The sequence below is a fragment of the Stenotrophomonas sp. TWI1151 genome, from assembly GCF_039673135.1.
Classification (GTDB): Bacteria; Pseudomonadota; Gammaproteobacteria; order Xanthomonadales; family Xanthomonadaceae; genus Stenotrophomonas.
In genome coordinates, this window is sequence record NZ_JBDJLA010000002.1 from 178057 (window position 1) to 195376 (window position 17320).

Annotated in this window: 15 protein-coding genes; 11 read left to right on the forward strand and 4 right to left on the reverse strand. The window is 67.6% G+C overall.

Features of this window, described 5'->3' with window-relative positions:
- Nucleotides 1-38 precede the first annotated feature (38 nt).
- The 3 genes from ABE422_RS04930 to ABE422_RS04940 form a co-directional block, all read right to left on the reverse strand.
- Entirely contained in the window at nucleotides 39-1373 is a 1335-nt protein-coding gene (locus tag ABE422_RS04930) for a TldD/PmbA family protein (protein ID WP_313211204.1), read from the reverse strand.
- Nucleotides 1374-1393: 20 nt separating this feature from the next.
- Nucleotides 1394-3028, reverse strand: coding sequence for a TldD/PmbA family protein (locus ABE422_RS04935; protein ID WP_346482588.1), 1635 nt, complete (start codon nucleotides 3026-3028; stop codon nucleotides 1394-1396).
- Between the two features lie 132 nt (nucleotides 3029-3160).
- On the reverse strand, nucleotides 3161-4789 hold the full coding sequence (locus ABE422_RS04940) for a TldD/PmbA family protein (RefSeq protein WP_346482589.1): 1629 nt from the start codon (nucleotides 4787-4789) through the stop codon (nucleotides 3161-3163).
- Nucleotides 4790-4933: 144 nt separating this feature from the next.
- On the opposite strand from ABE422_RS04940, the gene ABE422_RS04945 reads away from it, so the two are divergent.
- From ABE422_RS04945 to ABE422_RS04955, 3 genes are all read left to right on the forward strand, one after another.
- The gene (locus ABE422_RS04945) at nucleotides 4934-5557 is read left to right on the forward strand and encodes a DUF938 domain-containing protein (protein ID WP_313219845.1); all 624 of its coding nucleotides are present in this window, start codon (nucleotides 4934-4936) and stop codon (nucleotides 5555-5557) included.
- Between the two features lie 92 nt (nucleotides 5558-5649).
- Entirely contained in the window at nucleotides 5650-6288 is a 639-nt protein-coding gene (locus ABE422_RS04950; RefSeq protein WP_346482590.1) for a tetratricopeptide repeat protein, read from the forward strand.
- Nucleotides 6289-6371: 83 nt separating this feature from the next.
- Nucleotides 6372-7304 (forward strand): AEC family transporter, encoded by a 933-nt coding sequence (locus ABE422_RS04955; RefSeq protein ID WP_346482591.1) that lies wholly within the window; start codon nucleotides 6372-6374, stop codon nucleotides 7302-7304.
- Nucleotides 7305-7329: 25 nt separating this feature from the next.
- Here ABE422_RS04955 and ABE422_RS04960 read toward each other — a convergent pair whose 3' ends face one another.
- On the reverse strand, nucleotides 7330-8814 hold the full coding sequence (locus tag ABE422_RS04960; protein WP_346482592.1) for an AAA family ATPase: 1485 nt from the start codon (nucleotides 8812-8814) through the stop codon (nucleotides 7330-7332).
- Between the two features lie 132 nt (nucleotides 8815-8946).
- On the opposite strand from ABE422_RS04960, the gene ABE422_RS04965 reads away from it, so the two are divergent.
- From ABE422_RS04965 to ABE422_RS05000, 8 genes are all read left to right on the forward strand, one after another.
- Nucleotides 8947-9579, forward strand: a complete 633-nt coding sequence (locus tag ABE422_RS04965; RefSeq protein ID WP_313211211.1) for a ParA family protein — start codon at nucleotides 8947-8949, stop codon at nucleotides 9577-9579.
- 13 nt (nucleotides 9580-9592) lie between these two features.
- A complete protein-coding gene (locus tag ABE422_RS04970) occupies nucleotides 9593-10069 on the forward strand; it encodes a histidine phosphatase family protein (protein WP_121043976.1) in 477 nt (158 codons plus the stop codon).
- Between the two features lie 42 nt (nucleotides 10070-10111).
- Complete coding sequence (locus ABE422_RS04975) at nucleotides 10112-10669, forward strand: YceI family protein (protein ID WP_259462215.1); 558 nt, start codon at nucleotides 10112-10114, stop codon at nucleotides 10667-10669.
- A complete protein-coding gene (locus ABE422_RS04980) occupies nucleotides 10666-12699 on the forward strand; it encodes a phospholipase D family protein (protein WP_313211212.1) in 2034 nt (677 codons plus the stop codon). The genes ABE422_RS04975 and ABE422_RS04980 overlap by 4 nt, the downstream gene beginning before the upstream one ends.
- A 25-nt stretch (nucleotides 12700-12724) precedes the next feature.
- Nucleotides 12725-13162 carry a hotdog fold thioesterase gene (locus tag ABE422_RS04985; protein WP_313211213.1) on the forward strand — a complete coding sequence of 146 codons (438 nt, stop codon included), beginning with the start codon at nucleotides 12725-12727 and terminating at the stop codon, nucleotides 13160-13162.
- Between the two features lie 181 nt (nucleotides 13163-13343).
- Nucleotides 13344-14135, forward strand: coding sequence for a lysophospholipid acyltransferase family protein (locus tag ABE422_RS04990; RefSeq protein ID WP_313211214.1), 792 nt, complete (start codon nucleotides 13344-13346; stop codon nucleotides 14133-14135).
- Between the two features lie 56 nt (nucleotides 14136-14191).
- Nucleotides 14192-15187 (forward strand): alpha/beta fold hydrolase, encoded by a 996-nt coding sequence (locus tag ABE422_RS04995; protein ID WP_313211229.1) that lies wholly within the window; start codon nucleotides 14192-14194, stop codon nucleotides 15185-15187.
- Nucleotides 15188-15248: 61 nt separating this feature from the next.
- On the forward strand, nucleotides 15249-17318 hold the full coding sequence (locus ABE422_RS05000) for a tetratricopeptide repeat protein (protein ID WP_346481130.1): 2070 nt from the start codon (nucleotides 15249-15251) through the stop codon (nucleotides 17316-17318).
- Nucleotides 17319-17320 lie beyond the last annotated feature (2 nt).

Consider the following 17320-nt stretch of genomic DNA (forward strand, 5'->3'; position numbering starts at 1 on the left):
CAGACGAAGAGACGGCCGGTGGCCGTCACGACCGTTCATCAGACCGCGTCGGACAACGAGGTGAAGGTGAAATCACGCAGCTTCATCGGCGGAATCATCATCACCAGGCTGGACTCGTCACCGGCCACACGCACCGGCTTGCCCAGTTCTTCGATGTTGTTGAGCATGATCACCGGCGACTCGTTGAAGCGGAAGTTCTTCACCGGGTGCTTGATCTGGCCGTTCTCGATGTAGAAGGTGCCATCGCGGGTCAGGCCGGTCAGCAGCACGGTCTGCGGATCGACCATGCGGATGTACCAGGTGCGGGTGACCAGGATGCCCTTCTGGGTGCCACGCACCAGTTCGGCGGTGCTCTTGTCGCCACCGGCCATCAGCAGGTTGCCCGGCCGCGCGTTGGCGGTCTTGCCCTGCTTCTGCGCCCAGAAACGCGAGTAGTTGAGGTTGGCGATCTTGCCGTCCTTGATGATGTCCAGCTTCTCGCGCGGCTGGCCTTCGTTGTCCCACGGCAGCACGGCCGCCTCCGGGTGCCACGGGTCGGCCACCATGGTCACGCGCGGGTCGTAGACCTGTTCGCCGAGCTTGTTGCCGCCGCCCTTCCTGGAGAGGAAGCTGCGGCCTTCATCGGCCGAGCGCGCGTCGAAGAAGTTCATCATGAAGCTGATCAGGCCGGCCGCGGCCGCCGGCTCCAGGATCACCGTGTACTTGCCCGGCTCCAACGCCTTGGCTTCGGCCGATTCGGTGGCCTTGCGCATGGCGATGCGGATGTCCTGGTCGGCCTTGAAATCGGCGGCATCCTTGAGGTTGCGGCCGACCCAGCCCGAACCGCGGCCGTCTTCGGTACGCACGGTGCAGGTGTAATCGAAGTTGGTGCCGCGCTGGTAACCGAAGTTGCCGTTGCTGTTGGCGGTGGCGTAGAAGCTCTGGCCATCTTCCAGGAAGCCGGCGGCGATCAGGCCGTTGCCACGGCACGGCGCGATCGAGTCGGCGGCGACCTTGGCACGGAAGGCCGGGTCGATGGCCGCGGTGGATTCGCTGAAGGTTGGGCTGGACCGGTAGGTCTGCTTGCCGATCGCCGGCAGGAACTCCGGGTTCTCCGGGGCCAGGCGGGCCAGATCTTCGGCACGACGCACCACACGTTCCAGTGCGGCGTCGTCGAACTCGTTGATCGAGGCGGTGCCGACGCGCTTGCCGAAGGCGACCGTGACGGCCAGTTCGGTGTTGTCGACGATACCGCTGGTGGAGACGTTGTTGAGCGCGAAACGGATGTTGCCGTCGATCGAGCCGGCCAGCACGGCGGTGCACTCATCGGCCTTGGAGAGCGCGATGACCTTGTCGAGGATGGCCTTGGCCTGGGCTTCGGTGAAGATACTCATGGATTGGGGCTCCTGACCGGTCAGCCGAGGCTGCGCGCGGTGTTGATGACGTTGATGCCGTTGAAGCGCGCGGTGGACGAACCGTGCGAGACCGCCGAGACCTGGCCGGGCTGGCCCTTGCCGTCGAAGAACGAACCGCCCAGGCGGTAGTCGCTTTCATCGGCCACCGCGGTGCAGGCGTTCCAGAACTCCGGCGTGCGGATCTGGTAGGCCACGTCCTCGAGCATGCGGGTGATCTGCCCGTTCTTGATTTCATAGAACAGCTGGCCACCGAACTGCGCGTTGTAGCGCTGTTGATCGATGGAGAACGAGCCGTCGCCGATGATGTAGATGCCGTTCTCGACGTCCTTGACCATGTCGGCCACGCTCAGCTTGGACTTGCCCGGCGCCATCGAGACATTGGCCATGCGCTGGAACTGCACGCTGGACCAGGAATCGGCATAGCAGCAGCCGTCGGACTCGGTCTTGCCCAGGATATGGGCCTGGTCGCGGATGGTCTGGTAATCCACCAGCTTGCCTTCGCTGATCAGGTCCCAGCGCTTGGTCTTGACGCCCTCATCGTCGTAGCCGACCGCACCGAGACTGCCCGGCTGGGTCTTGTCGGCAAAGATGTTGACCTTGTCGCTGCCGTACTGGAAATGCTGCTCGCGCTTGTCCAGCGTGGCGAAGCTGGTGCCGGCGTAGTTGGCTTCGTAGCCGAGCACGCGGTCCAGTTCCAGCGGGTGGCCGACCGACTCGTGGATGGTGAGCCAGGTGTGCGACGGATCCAGGATCAGGTCGTACTTGCCTGGCTTCACCGACGGTGCCTTGAGCTTTTCCTGCGCCTGCTTGGCCGCGGCGATCGCATCGGCCTTCATGTCATAGGAGTTGCGGTAGTTGACCACGCCGTTGGGCGAGACCGCCTTGCCGGTGCCGACGCCATCGAGGTACTCGTAGCCCAGGCCCATCGGCGAGGACAGCCCGGAGCGGGTGCGGAACTTGCCGGTGCTCTTGTCGATGGCGGTGACCGTCATCGGTGCCCAGATGCGGTGCACATCCTGGTCGATGTAGGAGCCATCGGTGGAGGCGAAGTACTTCTGCTCGTTGACCAGGAACAGCATCGAGTTGACGAAGCTGGCGCCGGCGCCCATCGCGCCTGCATTGACGTCCAGCAGCAGCTCGACCTTCTCCTTGATCGGCACGTCCATCGCGTTCTTGCGGATCGGGGTGCGCCAGGACACTTCGCCCACGCCGGGCGCGGCGGCCAGCTGCACCGGGGCGGTCTGCACGCCGGCGTTGGCCTTGGCGATCGCGGCGGCCTGCTGCGCGGCACGCGCCACATCGGTGGTGCCGAGCTGGTTGGTGGCGGCAAAGCCCCAGGCGCCGTTGACGATCACGCGGATGCCCACGCCGGTCGATTCGGTGTTCACCACGTTCTGGACCTTGTCCTCGCGGGTGATCACGTACTGGCGCAGGTAGCGGCCGATACGCACGTCGCAGTAGGTCGCACCGGCCTGGCGCGCGACGGCCAGGGCGGCATCGGCCAGGCGCTTTTTCAGCGCCGGATCGAGTGCGCTCTGCAGTTGTTCGGCGGCAATGACCTTGCCGAAGAACGACGGCACGATCAGTCCGCCAGCGGTAAGCCCGGTCAGGGCGAGAAAGTCACGTCTTTGCAAGGCAGCTCTCCACGTCGGTGTGGGGGTGGCAGGGAAACAGCGACATCAGGGCGACCGCCGCGGCGGCACAGCCGATTCTTGCGGCCATGCGGGCGCCGCGGTAGTGACATTCGGCACGGAGCGGGGACAGGCTCATCCCAGGCTGCGCGCGGTGTTGATGATGTTGATGCCATCGAAGCGCGTGGTCGATGAGCCATGCGAGACCGCCGAGACCTGGCCCGGCTGGCCCTTGCCATCGAAGAACGAACCGCCGAAGCGGAAATCGCGCTCGTCGCAGATCGCGCTGCAGGCATTCCAGAACTCCGGCGTGCGGATCTGGTAGGCGGCGTCCTCGACCATGCCGGTGATCTCACCGTTCTTGATCTGGTAGTACAGCTGGCCGCCGAACTGCGCGTTGAAGCGCTGCTGGTCGATCGAGTAGGAGCCACGGCCGTGGATGTAGATGCCGTTCTCCACGTTCTTGATCATGTCGGTCACGCTCAGCGGGGTGCTGCCCGGCGCCAGCGACACGTTGGCCATGCGCTGGAACTGCACGCTGGACCACGAATCGGCATAGCTGCAGCCGTGGCTCTCCTTCTCTCCAAGGATATGCACCTCGTCGCGGGTGGCCTGGTAGTTGACCAGGATGCCGTCCTTGACCAGGTCCCAGCGCTTGGTTTTCACGCCCTCATCGTCGTAGCCCACCGCGCCCAGGCTGCCCGGGGCGGTCTTGTCGGCGAAGAAGTTGACGATGTCGCTGCCCCAGCGGAAGCCCGCATCGCGCTTGTCCAGCGTGGCGAAGCTGGTGCCGGCGTAGTTGGCCTCGTAGCCGAGCACGCGGTCCAGCTCCAGCGGGTGGCCGACGTTCTCGTGGATGGTGAGGAACAGGTTGGACGGGTCCAGTACCAGGTCGTACTTGCCCGGCTTGACCGACGGCGCCTTGAGCTTTTCCCGCGCCTGGCGGGCCGCGGCGATCGCGTCCTCCACCGGATCGTAGGAATCGCGGTAGGCGACCACGCCGCCCGGCAGCGCGATCTTGCCACGCGCGTCGCCATCCAGGAATTCGTAGCCCATGCCCATCGGCGAGGACAGCCCGGCGCGGGTGCGGAACTTGCCGCTGGCCTTGTCGATCGCGGTGGCGGTGAAGGGCAGCCAGATCCGGTGCACGTCCTGGTCGATGAAGGAGCCATCGCTGGAGGCGAAGAACTTCTGCTCGTTGACCAGGAACAGCGTGGAGTTGATGAAGTCGGCCCCGGCATTGAGCGCAGCCGCGTTCAGCGACAGCAGCATCTCGACCTTGTCCTTGATCGGCACCGCCATCGCGTTCTTGCGGATCGGGGTCTTCCAGCTCACGTCACCCACGCCGGTGACCGGCGCCAGCTGCACCGGACGGGTCTGGATGCCGGCGTTGGCGCGGGCGATCGCCGCGGCCTGCTCGACCGTGGCCAGCACCGCGGCCGGGGTCTGCTGGTGGGTGGCGGCAAAGCCCCATGCGCCGTTGACGATCACCCGGATGCCGATGCCCGAGGACTCGCTGTTGGTGACGTTCTGGACGTTGGCCTCGCGGGTGATGACCGCCTGGTTGAGGTAGCGGCCGATGCGCACGTCGCAGTAGCTGGCACCGGCGCGCTTGGCGGCGGCGAGCGCGGCCTCGGCCAGCGCCTTGCGGCGGCCCACATCTCCCGGCTCGAGCAGCTGCTCGGCGGCGATCAGCCGGCCATGCGGCAGTACCAGGCCCGCCAGGCCCATTCCAGACAGCGCTAGAAACTCACGACGTTGCACAGCTCACATCCCCCAAGGACGGCCGACGGCACGCAGGCCCCCGACATTGGACAAGTCTTCGACTTTCGGTGGCATCGCGGAGTGGCACAAGTGACTGCGGTCATGGTTGGATGGACATCGATTCCCTGCCGATGTGACATTCCGATGAGCCAGATACGCTGGTCCGAGGCCTGCGACCGCAACCGCGCACCGATCCTGGCGGTGCTGCAGCGCCACCTCGCCGCCCGCCATCGGGTGCTGGAGATCGGCAGCGGCACCGGCCAGCATGCCGAACACTTCGCTGCGGCATTGCCCCACCTGCAATGGCAGGCCAGCGATCATCCCGATCACCTGCCCGGCATCGGCGCCCGGCTCCAGGCCGCCGGCCTGCCCAATACGCCGGCGCCGTGGTCGCTGCAGGCGGAGCTGTCGCCCGCGGCCGGGCTGGGGCCGCTGCCGGACGCACCGCTGGCGTTCGATGCGGTGTTCACTGCCAATACCCTGCACATCATGAGCTGGGCGCACGTGCAGGCGTTGTTCGCCGGGTTGCCTGCCGTGATGGCCGAGGACGCCGTGCTGTGCGTCTACGGTCCGTTCAACGCCCACGGTGCCTACAGCAGCGAGAGCAATCGCCAGTTCGATGCGTGGCTGAAGGCGCGGGACCCGGCCTCGGGCATCCGCGATGCCGAAGCGGTGGATGCCCTGGCGGCCGGGGTGGGCCTGCAGCTGGCCGAGGACGTGGCGATGCCGGCCAACAACCGCCTGCGGGTGTGGCGGCGCGCCGGGTAGATCCGACCGTTGGTCGGCCGCGCTTGGTGCCGGGCCTGCGCTGCGGTTAGGATCAGGAGGGGAGGTTGTTGTGACAACCTGGGGGAGTTTGCATGGCAGTTGCAAGACAGAGGCTGGCCGGCGTGATGCTGGCCATGGGGGCTGGTGTGTTCAATGTGTCGGCGCAATCGCTGCCGGCGGTGCAGGAGTTCTACTTCGACAATGACGTGGCCGCCGCCCCGATGGTGGTGGTGCAGGGCGAGGGCGGGGATCTCGTCGACCAATTGATGAAACACCGCGAGCGCGGCCGCAAGACGCTGGAGGCCACCGTGCAGCTGGCGGGCGTAGCCATCGCGCAGGGCCGCCCTGAGCTGGGACGCAGTCTTTACGAACAGGCCGCCACGACCGCGTCGGCCAGTTCGGTGTTGGGCCGTTCCGTGCGGTGGAACTATGGCTGGGATCTGTTCCGCCTCGGGGAGACCGACGCTGCAATGGCCCAGTGGACAGCGGCCCAGAACACGCTGCGCGGGAACCCCGGGTGGGTGCCGCCCACCTTCGCGCTGGCCCTGTGGACGCTGGGCCGCAAGGCCGAAGCCGTGCAGTGGTATGCCGCGGCCGTGCGCACCGAGCCACAGCAGTGGAACGGAACGGACCGCTATGCCGAACTGTTGCCGGGTTGGCGCGACAGCGAACGCAGCACGCTGGCCGAGGTACAGCGGGCGTGGGCAGAGAAGCCGCCCGCCTGGCCGTGATCGGGGCGGGTGAGGCCGCCGTACCCTTCCGTTTCGACCATGGTCGGGGCGGCGGCCACTGCCGGATCGGCTAGGCTGTCGCGATGGCGTTCGATGCATTCGCTCTCATCCTGACCATGCTCGGCCTGGGCATGGCGTTCTCGCGTCTGCGCGCGTTGCCCGACAACACGGCCGATGTGCTCAACCGCATCGTGCTGTATGTCTGCCTGCCGGCGGCGGTGCTGATCTACGTCCCGCGGCTGCATCTGGATATCAGCCTGATCGGGCTGGTCGCCACGCCGTGGTTGTTGATGCTGTGCACGCTGGCCGGGGTCAGCCTGGCCACGCGCGTCTTCGGCTTCGCCCGCGACGTGCATGCGGTGCTGCTGATCTGCGTGGCGCTGTCCAACTCCAGTTTCATCGGCTACCCGATGGTGCGTGCGCTGCTCGGTGATCACGCACTCCCGTATGCGGTGGTCTACGACCAGTTCGGCACCTTCGTGCTGCTGTCCACGTTCGGCCTGTATGTGATCGCGCGCTACAGCGGCGACACCCCGCCTACCGCCGCGCAGATCCTGTTGCGGATCGCGAAGTTCCCGCCGCTGTGGGCGTTGCTGTTCGCGTTGACCCTGATGCCTGAACAGCCGCCGGGCTGGATCGGCACCGGACTGAAGCAGCTGGCCGATGCGATGCTGCCGCTGGTGATGCTGGCGGTCGGCTTCTCCATCCAGCTGCGCCTGCCACTGGATGAGCTCAAGCCCCTGGGCATCGGGTTGCTGCTCAAGCTGCTGGTGATGCCGGCACTGGCGCTGCCGATCTCCTGGGCGTTCGGCCTGCACGGCACGATGCTGCAGGCCAATGTGCTGGAGTCGGCGATGCCGACCATGATCACCGCCGCCGCGCTGGCAATGTCCCATCGCCTGGCCCCGCGCCTGGCCGCTGCACTGGTCGGCTACGGGATCCTGCTGTCGCTGGTGACGCTGCCGGCGTGGGTGTGGGTGTTGCAACGCGGGGCCGGTGTTCAGGGGCCGTCGTGATGCGGCAGCCGACCAACGGTCGGCGCTACGCGTCCGCGCTGACGGTGCGCCCGCGTGCCCACTCGCGCAGCGCGGTGACCTGTTCGGCCATCAGCACCGACAACGGCCGGCTGCCGCGGATCTCCTGCATCAACAGTTCGGTATCCAGCACGCGTGATTCGGCATGCGCGGCGTACAGCCCCGAGACCACCGCCTGTTCGATCTCCGCACCGGAGAAGCCATCCGCCGCGGCCGCCAGCGCGGGCAGCGCGAAGTCGTCGGCATTGAGCTGGCGCTTGCCCAGGTGCAGGCGCAGCAGCTCGACCCGGGTGTTGGCATCGGGCAGATCGACGAAGAAGATTTCGTCGAAACGGCCCTTGCGCAGCAGCTCGGCCGGCAGTTCATGCACCTGGTTGGCGGTGGCGACGATGAACACCGTGCTCTTGAGCTCGGCCAGCCAGGTCAGCAGGTGGCCGAGCACGCGGCGCGACACGCCGCCGTCTTCGCCGCCACTGGCCAGGCCTTTCTCGATCTCATCGATCCACAGCACGCACGGGGCCAGCTGCTCGGCCGAGGCGAGTGCGTCGCGCAGGTTCTTCTCGGTCTCGCCGTGGTACTTGTCGTACAGGCTGCCGAAGTCCAACCGCAGCAGTGGCACGCCGAAACCGGCCGCGGTTGCCTTGGCCAGCATCGATTTGCCGCAGCCCTGCACACCGAGCAGCAGCATGCCCTTGGGCGGGTCCAGGCCGGCCGGGCCCGCGCCGCCGAGGAACACCGGCCGACGCTGGTTGACCCAGCGCTTGAGCCGGTTGGCGCCGGCCACGTCGGCAAAGCGGGTGGTGTCGTATTCGAAGTGCAGGTGGCCGGCCCGGTTGAGCAGCTCGAACTTGAGCCGGGCCAGCTGTGGCAGGTCGTCCTGGCTGAGTGCGCCGTCGGCGAAGATCAGCTGCCGGGCGATCCGCCGCGCGTCGACCAGGCTCAGTCCGCGCAGGTTGTGCAGGATCTTCTGGACCGCCTCGTTGTCCACCTCCACGCGCCGCCCGCCGTTCTCGCGCGCATAGGTTTCAGCTTCCTCGCGCAGCATCTTCAGCAGCGCGTTGAGGTCGGGCAGGCGCGGATTGAAGCGGGTGGCCAGCGCTTCCAGCTCGGCCGGCAGCTCGACCTTGGCCCCGATCAGCACCAGCACATGGGCCTCGCAGTGCCGCCGCTGGATCAGGTCGCGCAGGGCGCGCTGGTGGCTGGCATAGCCCAGGTAGGGATGGAAATCGAGCAGCAGATAGATGCCGCGCTGCTCGGCCTGGCGGATCATCTGCAGGGCCGAACTGGCATCGGGCGGGCCGACCGGGTCGTCCTCGCGGTCCATGTCGATCCGGCGCAGGCCCTCGGTGATCGACCAGCGGTGCAGGGCACGCCAGACATGCATCAGGGTCTGGCGGAACAGCTCCACCACCCGGCCCTCATCCTGGGTCTCGATGATGATCAGCGGGGTGTTGGCGCGGATCAGCGCGCTCAGGTCCTGTAGTTCGCTCATGCTGGCGGTCAGTCCATTGGAACCACCCACGATAGCAAAGCCGTGGCCGTCGGTTCTGGTTCAGCGCTGCGACTATCTCCGTCACAGGCGCCGGTGTAGGCTGCGGGAACGTTCCCCGGAAGCGAGGCTTGCATGAAGACGATCCTGGTGGCCGGTTCCAAGGGCGGGGTGGGCAAGACCACCGTCGCCACCCACCTGGCGGCGCATTCGGCATTGGAAGGCAAACGGACCGTCCTGGCCGATGCCGATCCACAGGGCTCCAGCACCCGCTGGGCGCAACGCCGCTCGGTCCTGGAAAGCGCCGTGCTGCCGATCGACGTGTACCGCAAAAAGAGCTGGGAACGACTGGTTCCCGAGGGCACCGACGAGGTCATCATCGATGCCCCGGCCGGTGCGATGGCCGACGATATTCCGCATTTCCTTGACGTTGCCGATGCGGTGGTGGTCCCCGTGCTGCCCTCCGCGCTGGACATCGAAGCCATCGTCGGCTTCCTCAACAGCCTGTCCAAGGTTCCCCGCGTACATAACCGCCGGTTGCCGGTCGGGCTGGTGCTCAACCGCACCAAACCCTGGACGCAGACCTCGCAACAGGCGATACAGATGTTGGCCGATTGGCCGTATGAGGTCGTCGCGCAGTTGCGCGACAGCCAAAGCTATGTGGTGATGGTCGGGCTCGGACGGAGTCTGTTCGACTACCGCTCGGCCCAGGTGCGCGAGCACCAGAATGACTGGGAGCCGCTGTTGAAGTGGCTGAAGAAAGCCTGACACGAGAGATCCCATGCGAGAACTGATACTGCTGCGTCACGCCCATGCTGAAACCGCCAGCACCGGCCAGGCCGATCTGGACCGCCCGCTGTCGCCGGTCGGTCTGGCCGAAGCCGAGGCCGCCGGCCGCTGGCTCAAGGAAAACAATCTGCTGCCGGACTGCGTGCTCTGCTCGCCGTCGCGGCGGACCCGCGAAACCCTGGAAGCCGTCCTGGGCATCACCGGCTTCGTCGAGAAGCGGCTGGAGGATGCTGTCTACGAGGCCACCCCCGGCACCCTGATGGGGTTGATCGATGCACGCCGCGATGTGGACCGCCTGCTGGTGGTGGGCCATAACCCCGGCCTGGAACAACTGGTGGCCCTGATGAGCGAGGGCACCAGCAGCGACTACCGGGGCATGCCGCCGGGTGGGATCGCGGTACTGGCCTTCGACCGTGAGGCCGCCATCGAGCCTGGCGTGGCCAGCCTGACCGCCTTCTGGTGGCCGTAAGCAGTGTGGGCAGTCCGCGCGGCGTGGTCCGGGCTGCTGTTGATGGCAGGGGCGGTGCATGCCGCCCCGCCGTCGTCGGTACCGGCTCCGACCAGCCATGCCCTGGCCTTCGATACGGCCAGTTCGCGCTTCGGGTTTGAGATCCGGACGCGGCTGGGACAGCGCATCGAGGGCGTGTTCCCGCGCTTTGAAGGCAACATCGAGGTGCTCTCCGACGGTCGCCACCAGGTGCACCTGCGGATGTTCACCCGTTATGTGGAAATCCCCGGCAAGCCCCGGTACACCGGCTGGATGCGCGGCGAGGAGTTCTTCGACTCGGCCCGCTACCCGGTGGTCGAGTTCGACTCGCTGCCCTACTGGCCCGAGGTGGTGGACAAGGGCGGCAGCATCCAGGGGCGGCTGATCCTGCGCGGGGTCAGCCACCCGGAGACCCTGCGGGTCGAGCCGCCGGCCTGTGCCCGGGCCGGGTATGATTGCGATGTGGTCAGCCGCGGTACCGTCCAACGTGGCCGGTATGGAATGGACAGCTGGCAGCTTGCCCTGAGTGATCGAGTGACCTTTGTATTGCGTGCGCGTCTGAGCGAGGCGCCGAAACCGTGAATCCATTGCTGCGTCTGTTGGTGCTGGCAACGCTGTTGCTGGGCAGCGGCTGTGCCTCGCTGTCCAACGCCGAACGCGAGCGCGCGGCCGGCATCGCCGTGCAGGCGCGCTCGACCGTGGTCGACTGCGACCAGCCGGACCGCTGCGCGCTGGATTCACCGCTGCGCGCGCTCGGTGGCCGCGCCTTTGCCGAATCCCACCCGGGGCAGCCGCGGCATTACGCCACCATCCTGGACGAAGGCGAGATCTCGCTGGTCGCACGGTTGAACCTGATCCGCAGCGCCACCCGCAGCATCGACCTGCAGACCTACATCTTCGACAAGGACGACAGCGCCCGGCTGGTGCTGGACGAACTGCAGGCGGCCGCCCGCCGCGGGGTCAAGGTGCGCGTGCTGATCGACCAGCTCTCGGCGATCTCCGATCTGGAGATTCTCGGCGCCCTGTCCGGTAGCCATGCCAATTTTTCGCTGCGGGTCTACAACCCGACCTTCGGCAAGGCACGCCTGAACTACTTCGACTACGCCGCCAGCGTGGTCTGCTGCTTCCGCCGCTTCAACCAGCGCATGCACAACAAGCTGCTGGTGGTCGACGATGCGTTGGGCGTGGTCGGTGGGCGCAATTACCAGGACGACTATTACGACTGGGACAGTGAATACAATTTCCGCGACCGCGACGTGATCGTGGCCGGCCCGGAAGTGCGCGAGATGGCCGCCAACTTCGATGCCTTCTGGCGCGCGCCGCGCAGCGTGCCGGCCGAGCGCCTCAACGATGTGGGGCGAACCCTGCTCCGCCAGGGCGTACCGGCCATGCCGCCGGCCGACTTCCGGCGCCCGGAGCGGGTCGAGCGGGTCAGCGAAGAAGCCAACGATCCGGACTTCGTGCGGCGTACCTTCGTCGACACCGCTCTGCCGGTAGCCTCGGTGCAGTACGTCGCGGACCTGCCACGCAAACATCGCCGCGAACGCGCCAGCCAGCCGGCCAACGGCCAGCACGTGACCGAACCGCAGCTGGATGCGCTGATTGCCAGCGCGCAGTCCGAGGTGTTGCTGCAGACGCCGTATCTGGTCCTGTCCAAGCCGGCGCAGCAGCTGTTCCGCACCCTGCGCAAGCGCGAGCAGGCGCCGCGCGTGGTGGTCTCGACCAACAGCCTGGCCGCCACCGACAACCCGATCGTCTACGCGCTGTCCTACAAGTACAAACGCCGCAACCTGCGTGAGCTTGGCTTCAACATCTACGAGTTCAAGCCGTTCCCGCTGGATGCGCCGGTGGATTACCGCAATCTGCTGCCCGCACCGCTGGGAACCGAGGAGCCGCCGTCGCAGGGCAAGCGCAGCAGCCTGCTCGGCGGCAGCGCGGCCGGCAGCAATGCGCGCGGCAGCGCCGACAACCGTGCCAGCAGCGGCCCCCGCCGAGGGAGCGCCGATCGAAACAGCGCCAGCGGTCGCCGCCGCAGTACCGATGGCAGCGAAGTCGAGCGCCGCGTGCTGCGTGCCGAAACCCGGCCCTCGTTCCTGGGCACCAAGGCGGTCAACAAGCCGCTGCCGGTCACCCGCAAGGGCGCGCGCATGGGCCTGCATGCCAAGTCGATGGTGGTTGACCGCCGCATCGGCGTGATCGGCACGCACAACTTCGATCCGCGCAGCGAGAACTACAACACCGAAGGCGCGGTGATCATCGATGACCCGGTGTTCGCCGAGGCGCTGGCGCAGAGCATCCTGCGCGACATCCACCCGCAGAACTCCTGGGTGGTCGCGCCGCGTGCCAAGCCGCCGGTGCTGTCCGGCCTGAACTACAGCGTCGGCAAGGCCTCCGAGGCGCTGCCGGTGCTCGATTTCTGGCCGTGGCGCTACGCCACCGATTACGAATTCCAGCCCGGGCCCGCGTGCCCGGATCCGCTCAAGCGGCAGGACCCGGCCTTCCACACGTGCTATGTCGCCGTCGGTGACTTTCCCGAAGTGAATGTCGGGCCGAAGTGGCTGCTGGTGCGCATGCTCACCGCCTTCGGCGCCGGGCTGGTCCCGATCCTGTAAGTCTGCAACCCCACGGAGAAGCTGCATGTCCCAGGTATTCCGCGACGCGGTGTCCATCGAAGCGCTCAACGCGCTCAGCCGCAACACGCTCATCGAGCACCTGGGCATCGCGTTCACCGCCGCCGGCGAGGACTGGATCAGCGCGACCATGCCGGTCGACGAACGCACCCGCCAGCCGTACGGCATCCTCCACGGCGGGGCGTCGGTCGTGCTGGCCGAAACCCTCGGCAGCAGCGCCGGCAACCTGTGCGTGGATACCACCGCGCAGGTCTGCGTCGGGCTGGAGATCAATGCCAACCACATCCGCGCCGTGCGCGCCGGCACGGTGACCGGCACCGCGCGTGCGGTGCATGTCGGGCGCAGCACCCAGGTGTGGGACATCCGCATCGAGGACGAGGCCGGCAAGCTGGTCTGTACCTCGCGGTTGACCCTGGCGGTGGTGCCCGCCGTGCGCCCGGGCTGATCGCGCGCATGGCACGGATGCTGTGTTGCGTGGCCCGCGACAGTGCGCCGGCGCATGTGGGCACGGCCGTTGTGCCGCCGGTGGCCGTTGGCTTGACGGCTTGCGGCGGCTGGCTTGCGCACGCCATCGATTTGTCCGGATTCCGCTGGCAGAGCCTGCGGCGCTCGGGTATCGTTCGCGGATGAATTCCCCCACTCCGGCCTCACGTGGCGGCGTGGCGCGTGTGTGCCGTTACCTGTACCGCGTACCGCTGCTGCTGGTCCACCTGTTGCTGTTCCTGCCGATGCTGCTGATCGCCATGCTGCCGCCGTGGGGGCGTATGCGTGTGGGCGAGCGCACGTTCGAACATGCGGCGGTGAACGCCTGGTCGGCCGGCCTGATGTGGATCTTCGGCTTCCGCCTGCACCGGATCGGCACGCCGCTGCCGGGCGCGGTGCTGTTCGTGGCCAACCATGTCAGCTGGGTCGATATCTCGATGCTGCACAGCCAGCGGATGATGGGCTTCGTGGCCAAGCAGGAGATCGCCGGCTGGCCGGTGGTCGGTTGGCTGGCCGCGCGCGGGCAGACCATTTTCCACCAGCGTGGCAGCACCGAATCGTTGGGCGGCGTGATGCAGGAAATGGTCGTGCGCCTGCGCGAAGGCAAGGCGGTCGGCGTGTTCCCGGAAGGGCGCACCCGCGGTGGCCATGAAGTCGGCCCGTTCCATGCGCGCATCTTCCAGGCCGCCGTCGAGACCCAGGTCCCGATCCAGCCGGTCGCGTTGCGGTATGGCTGGCGCGGTGATGCGCAGACAATTGTCGCGTTCGGCCCGAAAGAGAGCTTCTTCGCCAACTTCCTGCGTGTGCTGGGAGAGCCGGCACGGCGGGCCGAGGTGCACTTCCTCGCGCCCATTGATACCCACGATCTGGAAGGCCGTCGCCGCATCGCAGAAACCTCGCGTGCGCGCATCCTGGCGGCCATGTCCGCCGAGTAGGCGGTGGTGATCCTTCACACGCCAGCGTCGCGGCCGGGAGCAGGCTCGCGCCCATGTTGACCGCTGCCGACTATCACCCCCCGCGTTGGCTGCGCAATCCGCACCTGCAGTCGATGCTCAGTTCCAGCCGGATGCGCATGCAGCGCGGCCTGGTGCTGCTGGCGGCCACCGGCGCACATACCGACGAACTCATTCTCGATGGCGGCGAAGGCGTCCGCCTGCAGGGGTGGCACAGCTATATCCAGGGACGCCAGCCGATCGGCATGGCGTTGCTGCTGCATGGCTGGGAAGGCAGTGCCGAATCCAGCTACATGCGCATGACTGCCGCGCGGCTGCTGGAGGAGGGCTACGACGTGGTGCGGCTGAACTTCCGCGACCACGGCAACACCCACCACCTCAACCCCGGCATCTTCCACTCCAACCGCATCGATGAAGTGGTGCAGGCCGCCGGCGACATCGCCCGACGCTGGCCCGAGCTGCCCCTGGTCGCGGCCGGTTATTCGCTGGGTGGCAACTTCGTGCTCCGCCTGGCCCTGCGTGCGCCCTCGGCCGGCGTGCCGCTGCGCCGCGTGGCCTCGGTCTGCCCGGTGCTGGACCCGGCGATCACGATGGAGAGCATCGAGAACGGCCCGGCAATGTATGACTGGTACTTCCGGCGTAAATGGGCTGGCTCGCTGCGCCGCAAGCGCGATCTGTTTCCCGAGCTGAGCGACTGGGACGACCGCGTGCTCAAGCTGGACATCCGCGCGCTGACCGCCTGGCTGGTCGAGCACCACACCGAGTTCGGTTCGCTGCAGGCCTACTTCGATGGCTACTCCATCGCGGGTGATCGCCTGGCCGGGCTGCAGGTGCCGGCCGACATCCTGATGGCCCAGGACGATCCGGTGATCCCGTTCGCCACCTTCAACGGCTGGCGTCTGCCCGCCCATGCCCACCTGGAGATTGCCCCGTGGGGCGGCCATTGCGGCTTCCTGGAAAACTGGCGCGGCGATGGCTTCTCCGAGCGCTGGGTAGCCCAGCGGCTGCGGATCGAGGCCAATACCCCCGCCTGATCGGGCGTTCTGGCCGGCCGGCCCCGCTACAATCGGGGTTTGCCCTCGAGTTCGGACCGTCATGCAAGACCAGATTCTCCAAGCCCTGCGCCGCAATGCGGCCGACGACGCGGTACAGCTGGCGCGCGAATGGACCACGGCCGAGCCGGAGCAGCCGCAGGCGCACCGCTGGCTGTCGCTGTCGCTGCAGCAGCAGGGCCAGTTCGATGACGCACTGGCCAGCCTGCAGCAGGCGCTGACGCTGGCGCCGGACAACGCCGACCTGCATCTGCAGCAGGCGGGCCTGCTGCTGGCCCTGCGCCAGTTCGATGCGGCCGGCTCGGCGCTGGACCGCACGGCCGAACTCAATCCCAACGAACTGTCCGCGTACGTGATGCAGGCGCATCTGGCGCTGGCCCGCAACGACGTGGATGAAGCCGATCGACTGACCCGCCTGGCGCTGCGCGTGGACGCCGAGCATCCGGAACTGGCCGCGCTGTCGGGCATGGTCGCGCTGCGCCGTGGCGAAGTGGATCGCGCGCTGGCCCAGCTCTCGGCAGCCAGCCAGGCGCTGCCCGATGACGCCCGTGTGTTGTATGCGCTCGGCTTCGCCTACCTCGGCAAAGACATGTTGGCCTTCGCCGAACAGGCCTTCCGCCGTGTGCTTGCCCTGAATCCGGCGACCACCGCCCTGCAGGGGCTGGTGGTCCAGCTTGCGCTGCGCCAAGGCAACCTGGAAAGCGCGTCGGACATGATGCGCCAGGTGCTGGCGGCGCCCGGTGGCGACACCCCGGCCATGCGCCGTCTGGCCGGGGAGCTCGAACTGCAGGCCGGTCAGCCGTTGCTGGCGCTTGAGCACCTGTTGCCGGTGCTGGCGCAGTGGCCGTCCGATCGCCACACGCTGCAGATGCTGCTGATGGCCTGGCAGCGCCTGGGGCGTGAACAGCAGGCCCGGGAAACGCTGGATGCGACCCTGGCCGATCATCCCGGGGTGCATGACCTGTGGATGGCGCGCCTTACCGTGGAACCCGTGGGTGGCCCGGAAGCGGTGGCCGTGGGCGAACGCTGGCTGCAGGCCATGCCTGAGCACCTGCCGGCACTGGAAACGCGTCTGCGCCTGCACGACATGAACAACGAAGCCGACCAGGCCGAGGCCGTGGCCGAGCGCATCGTCGCGCTGGAGCCGGGCCGGGTGTCTGCTGAAGTGCGCCTGGTCGACGGCCTGCTCACGCGCGAGCCGGCCGCCGCCATTGCGCGCGTGCAGGCGCTGCATGACAACGCACCTGAAGAAGCGAAGGCCGGACTGCGCGCGTGGCTGGGGTCCGTCCAGGACCGTGCCGGCCAGTACCACGATGCGCTGCGGACGTGGGTGGACCTGCATGCGGCCGAGGCACCCCAGCGCCTGCCGTTGCCGCCGCAGGCCAAAGCCCCGCTGAGCTGGCCGGAGCTGGCGCCGGTGGCTGAGGACAATGCCATCGCCCCGCTGTTCATCTGGGGTGCGCCGGGCTCCGGGGTGGAGCGGGTGGTCGCCGCGATGGCGGCCGCCAGCCCGGTGATGCGCGGTGACCGCTTCGGGCCGACGCCGCCCAACGATCCCTTCCAGCGCTATCACACGCTGCAGGAGCTCTCGACCGGCAAGCTCACGCCCGAGGCGCTGGTGGAGCAGTGGCGCAGCCAGTTGCCGGCCCGGGGCATCGCCGAAGGCGCGGTGATCGACTGGCTGCTGTGGTGGGACAACGCACTGCTGTGGGCGCTGCGCCCGCAGCTGCCGGAAGCACGCCTGGTGATCGTGCTGCGCGATCCGCGCGACATGCTGCTGGAGTGGATCGCCTTCAGCGCCCCGGCGCCGCTCGCGGTGACCTCGGTGCACGAAGCGGCCGAATGGCTGGCGCGTTCGCTGGCCCAGGTCGCCACCCTGCACGAACAGAGCCTGTACCCGCACGCGCTGTTGAAGATCGACGACATCGGCAACGATCCGCAGGCGATGGCCGAGTACCTCGGCGCCCAGTTCGGCATGCGTTTCCCGCCGGCACCCACGCTTGGCCCGGCCCGCATGGCACCAGGCCACTGGCGTGATTACCGCGATGAAATGGGCCCGGCCTTCGCGCTGCTGACCTCGGTCGCCGTGCGCCTGGGTTACCCGGAAGAATGAGG

Coding starts and splice junctions, on each gene's coding strand:
- ABE422_RS04930 (WP_313211204.1), bottom strand. CDS start 1,373: ATGAGTATCTTCACCGAAGCCCAGGCCAAGGCCATCCTCGACAAGGTC.
- ABE422_RS05000 (WP_346481130.1), top strand. CDS start 15,249: ATGCAAGACCAGATTCTCCAAGCCCTGCGCCGCAATGCGGCCGACGAC.
- ABE422_RS04985 (WP_313211213.1), top strand. CDS start 12,725: ATGTCCCAGGTATTCCGCGACGCGGTGTCCATCGAAGCGCTCAACGCG.
- ABE422_RS04950 (WP_346482590.1), top strand. CDS start 5,650: ATGGCAGTTGCAAGACAGAGGCTGGCCGGCGTGATGCTGGCCATGGGG.
- ABE422_RS04960 (WP_346482592.1), bottom strand. CDS start 8,814: ATGAGCGAACTACAGGACCTGAGCGCGCTGATCCGCGCCAACACCCCG.
- ABE422_RS04990 (WP_313211214.1), top strand. CDS start 13,344: ATGAATTCCCCCACTCCGGCCTCACGTGGCGGCGTGGCGCGTGTGTGC.
- ABE422_RS04955 (WP_346482591.1), top strand. CDS start 6,372: ATGGCGTTCGATGCATTCGCTCTCATCCTGACCATGCTCGGCCTGGGC.
- ABE422_RS04965 (WP_313211211.1), top strand. CDS start 8,947: ATGAAGACGATCCTGGTGGCCGGTTCCAAGGGCGGGGTGGGCAAGACC.
- ABE422_RS04945 (WP_313219845.1), top strand. CDS start 4,934: ATGAGCCAGATACGCTGGTCCGAGGCCTGCGACCGCAACCGCGCACCG.
- ABE422_RS04975 (WP_259462215.1), top strand. CDS start 10,112: ATGGCAGGGGCGGTGCATGCCGCCCCGCCGTCGTCGGTACCGGCTCCG.
- ABE422_RS04970 (WP_121043976.1), top strand. CDS start 9,593: ATGCGAGAACTGATACTGCTGCGTCACGCCCATGCTGAAACCGCCAGC.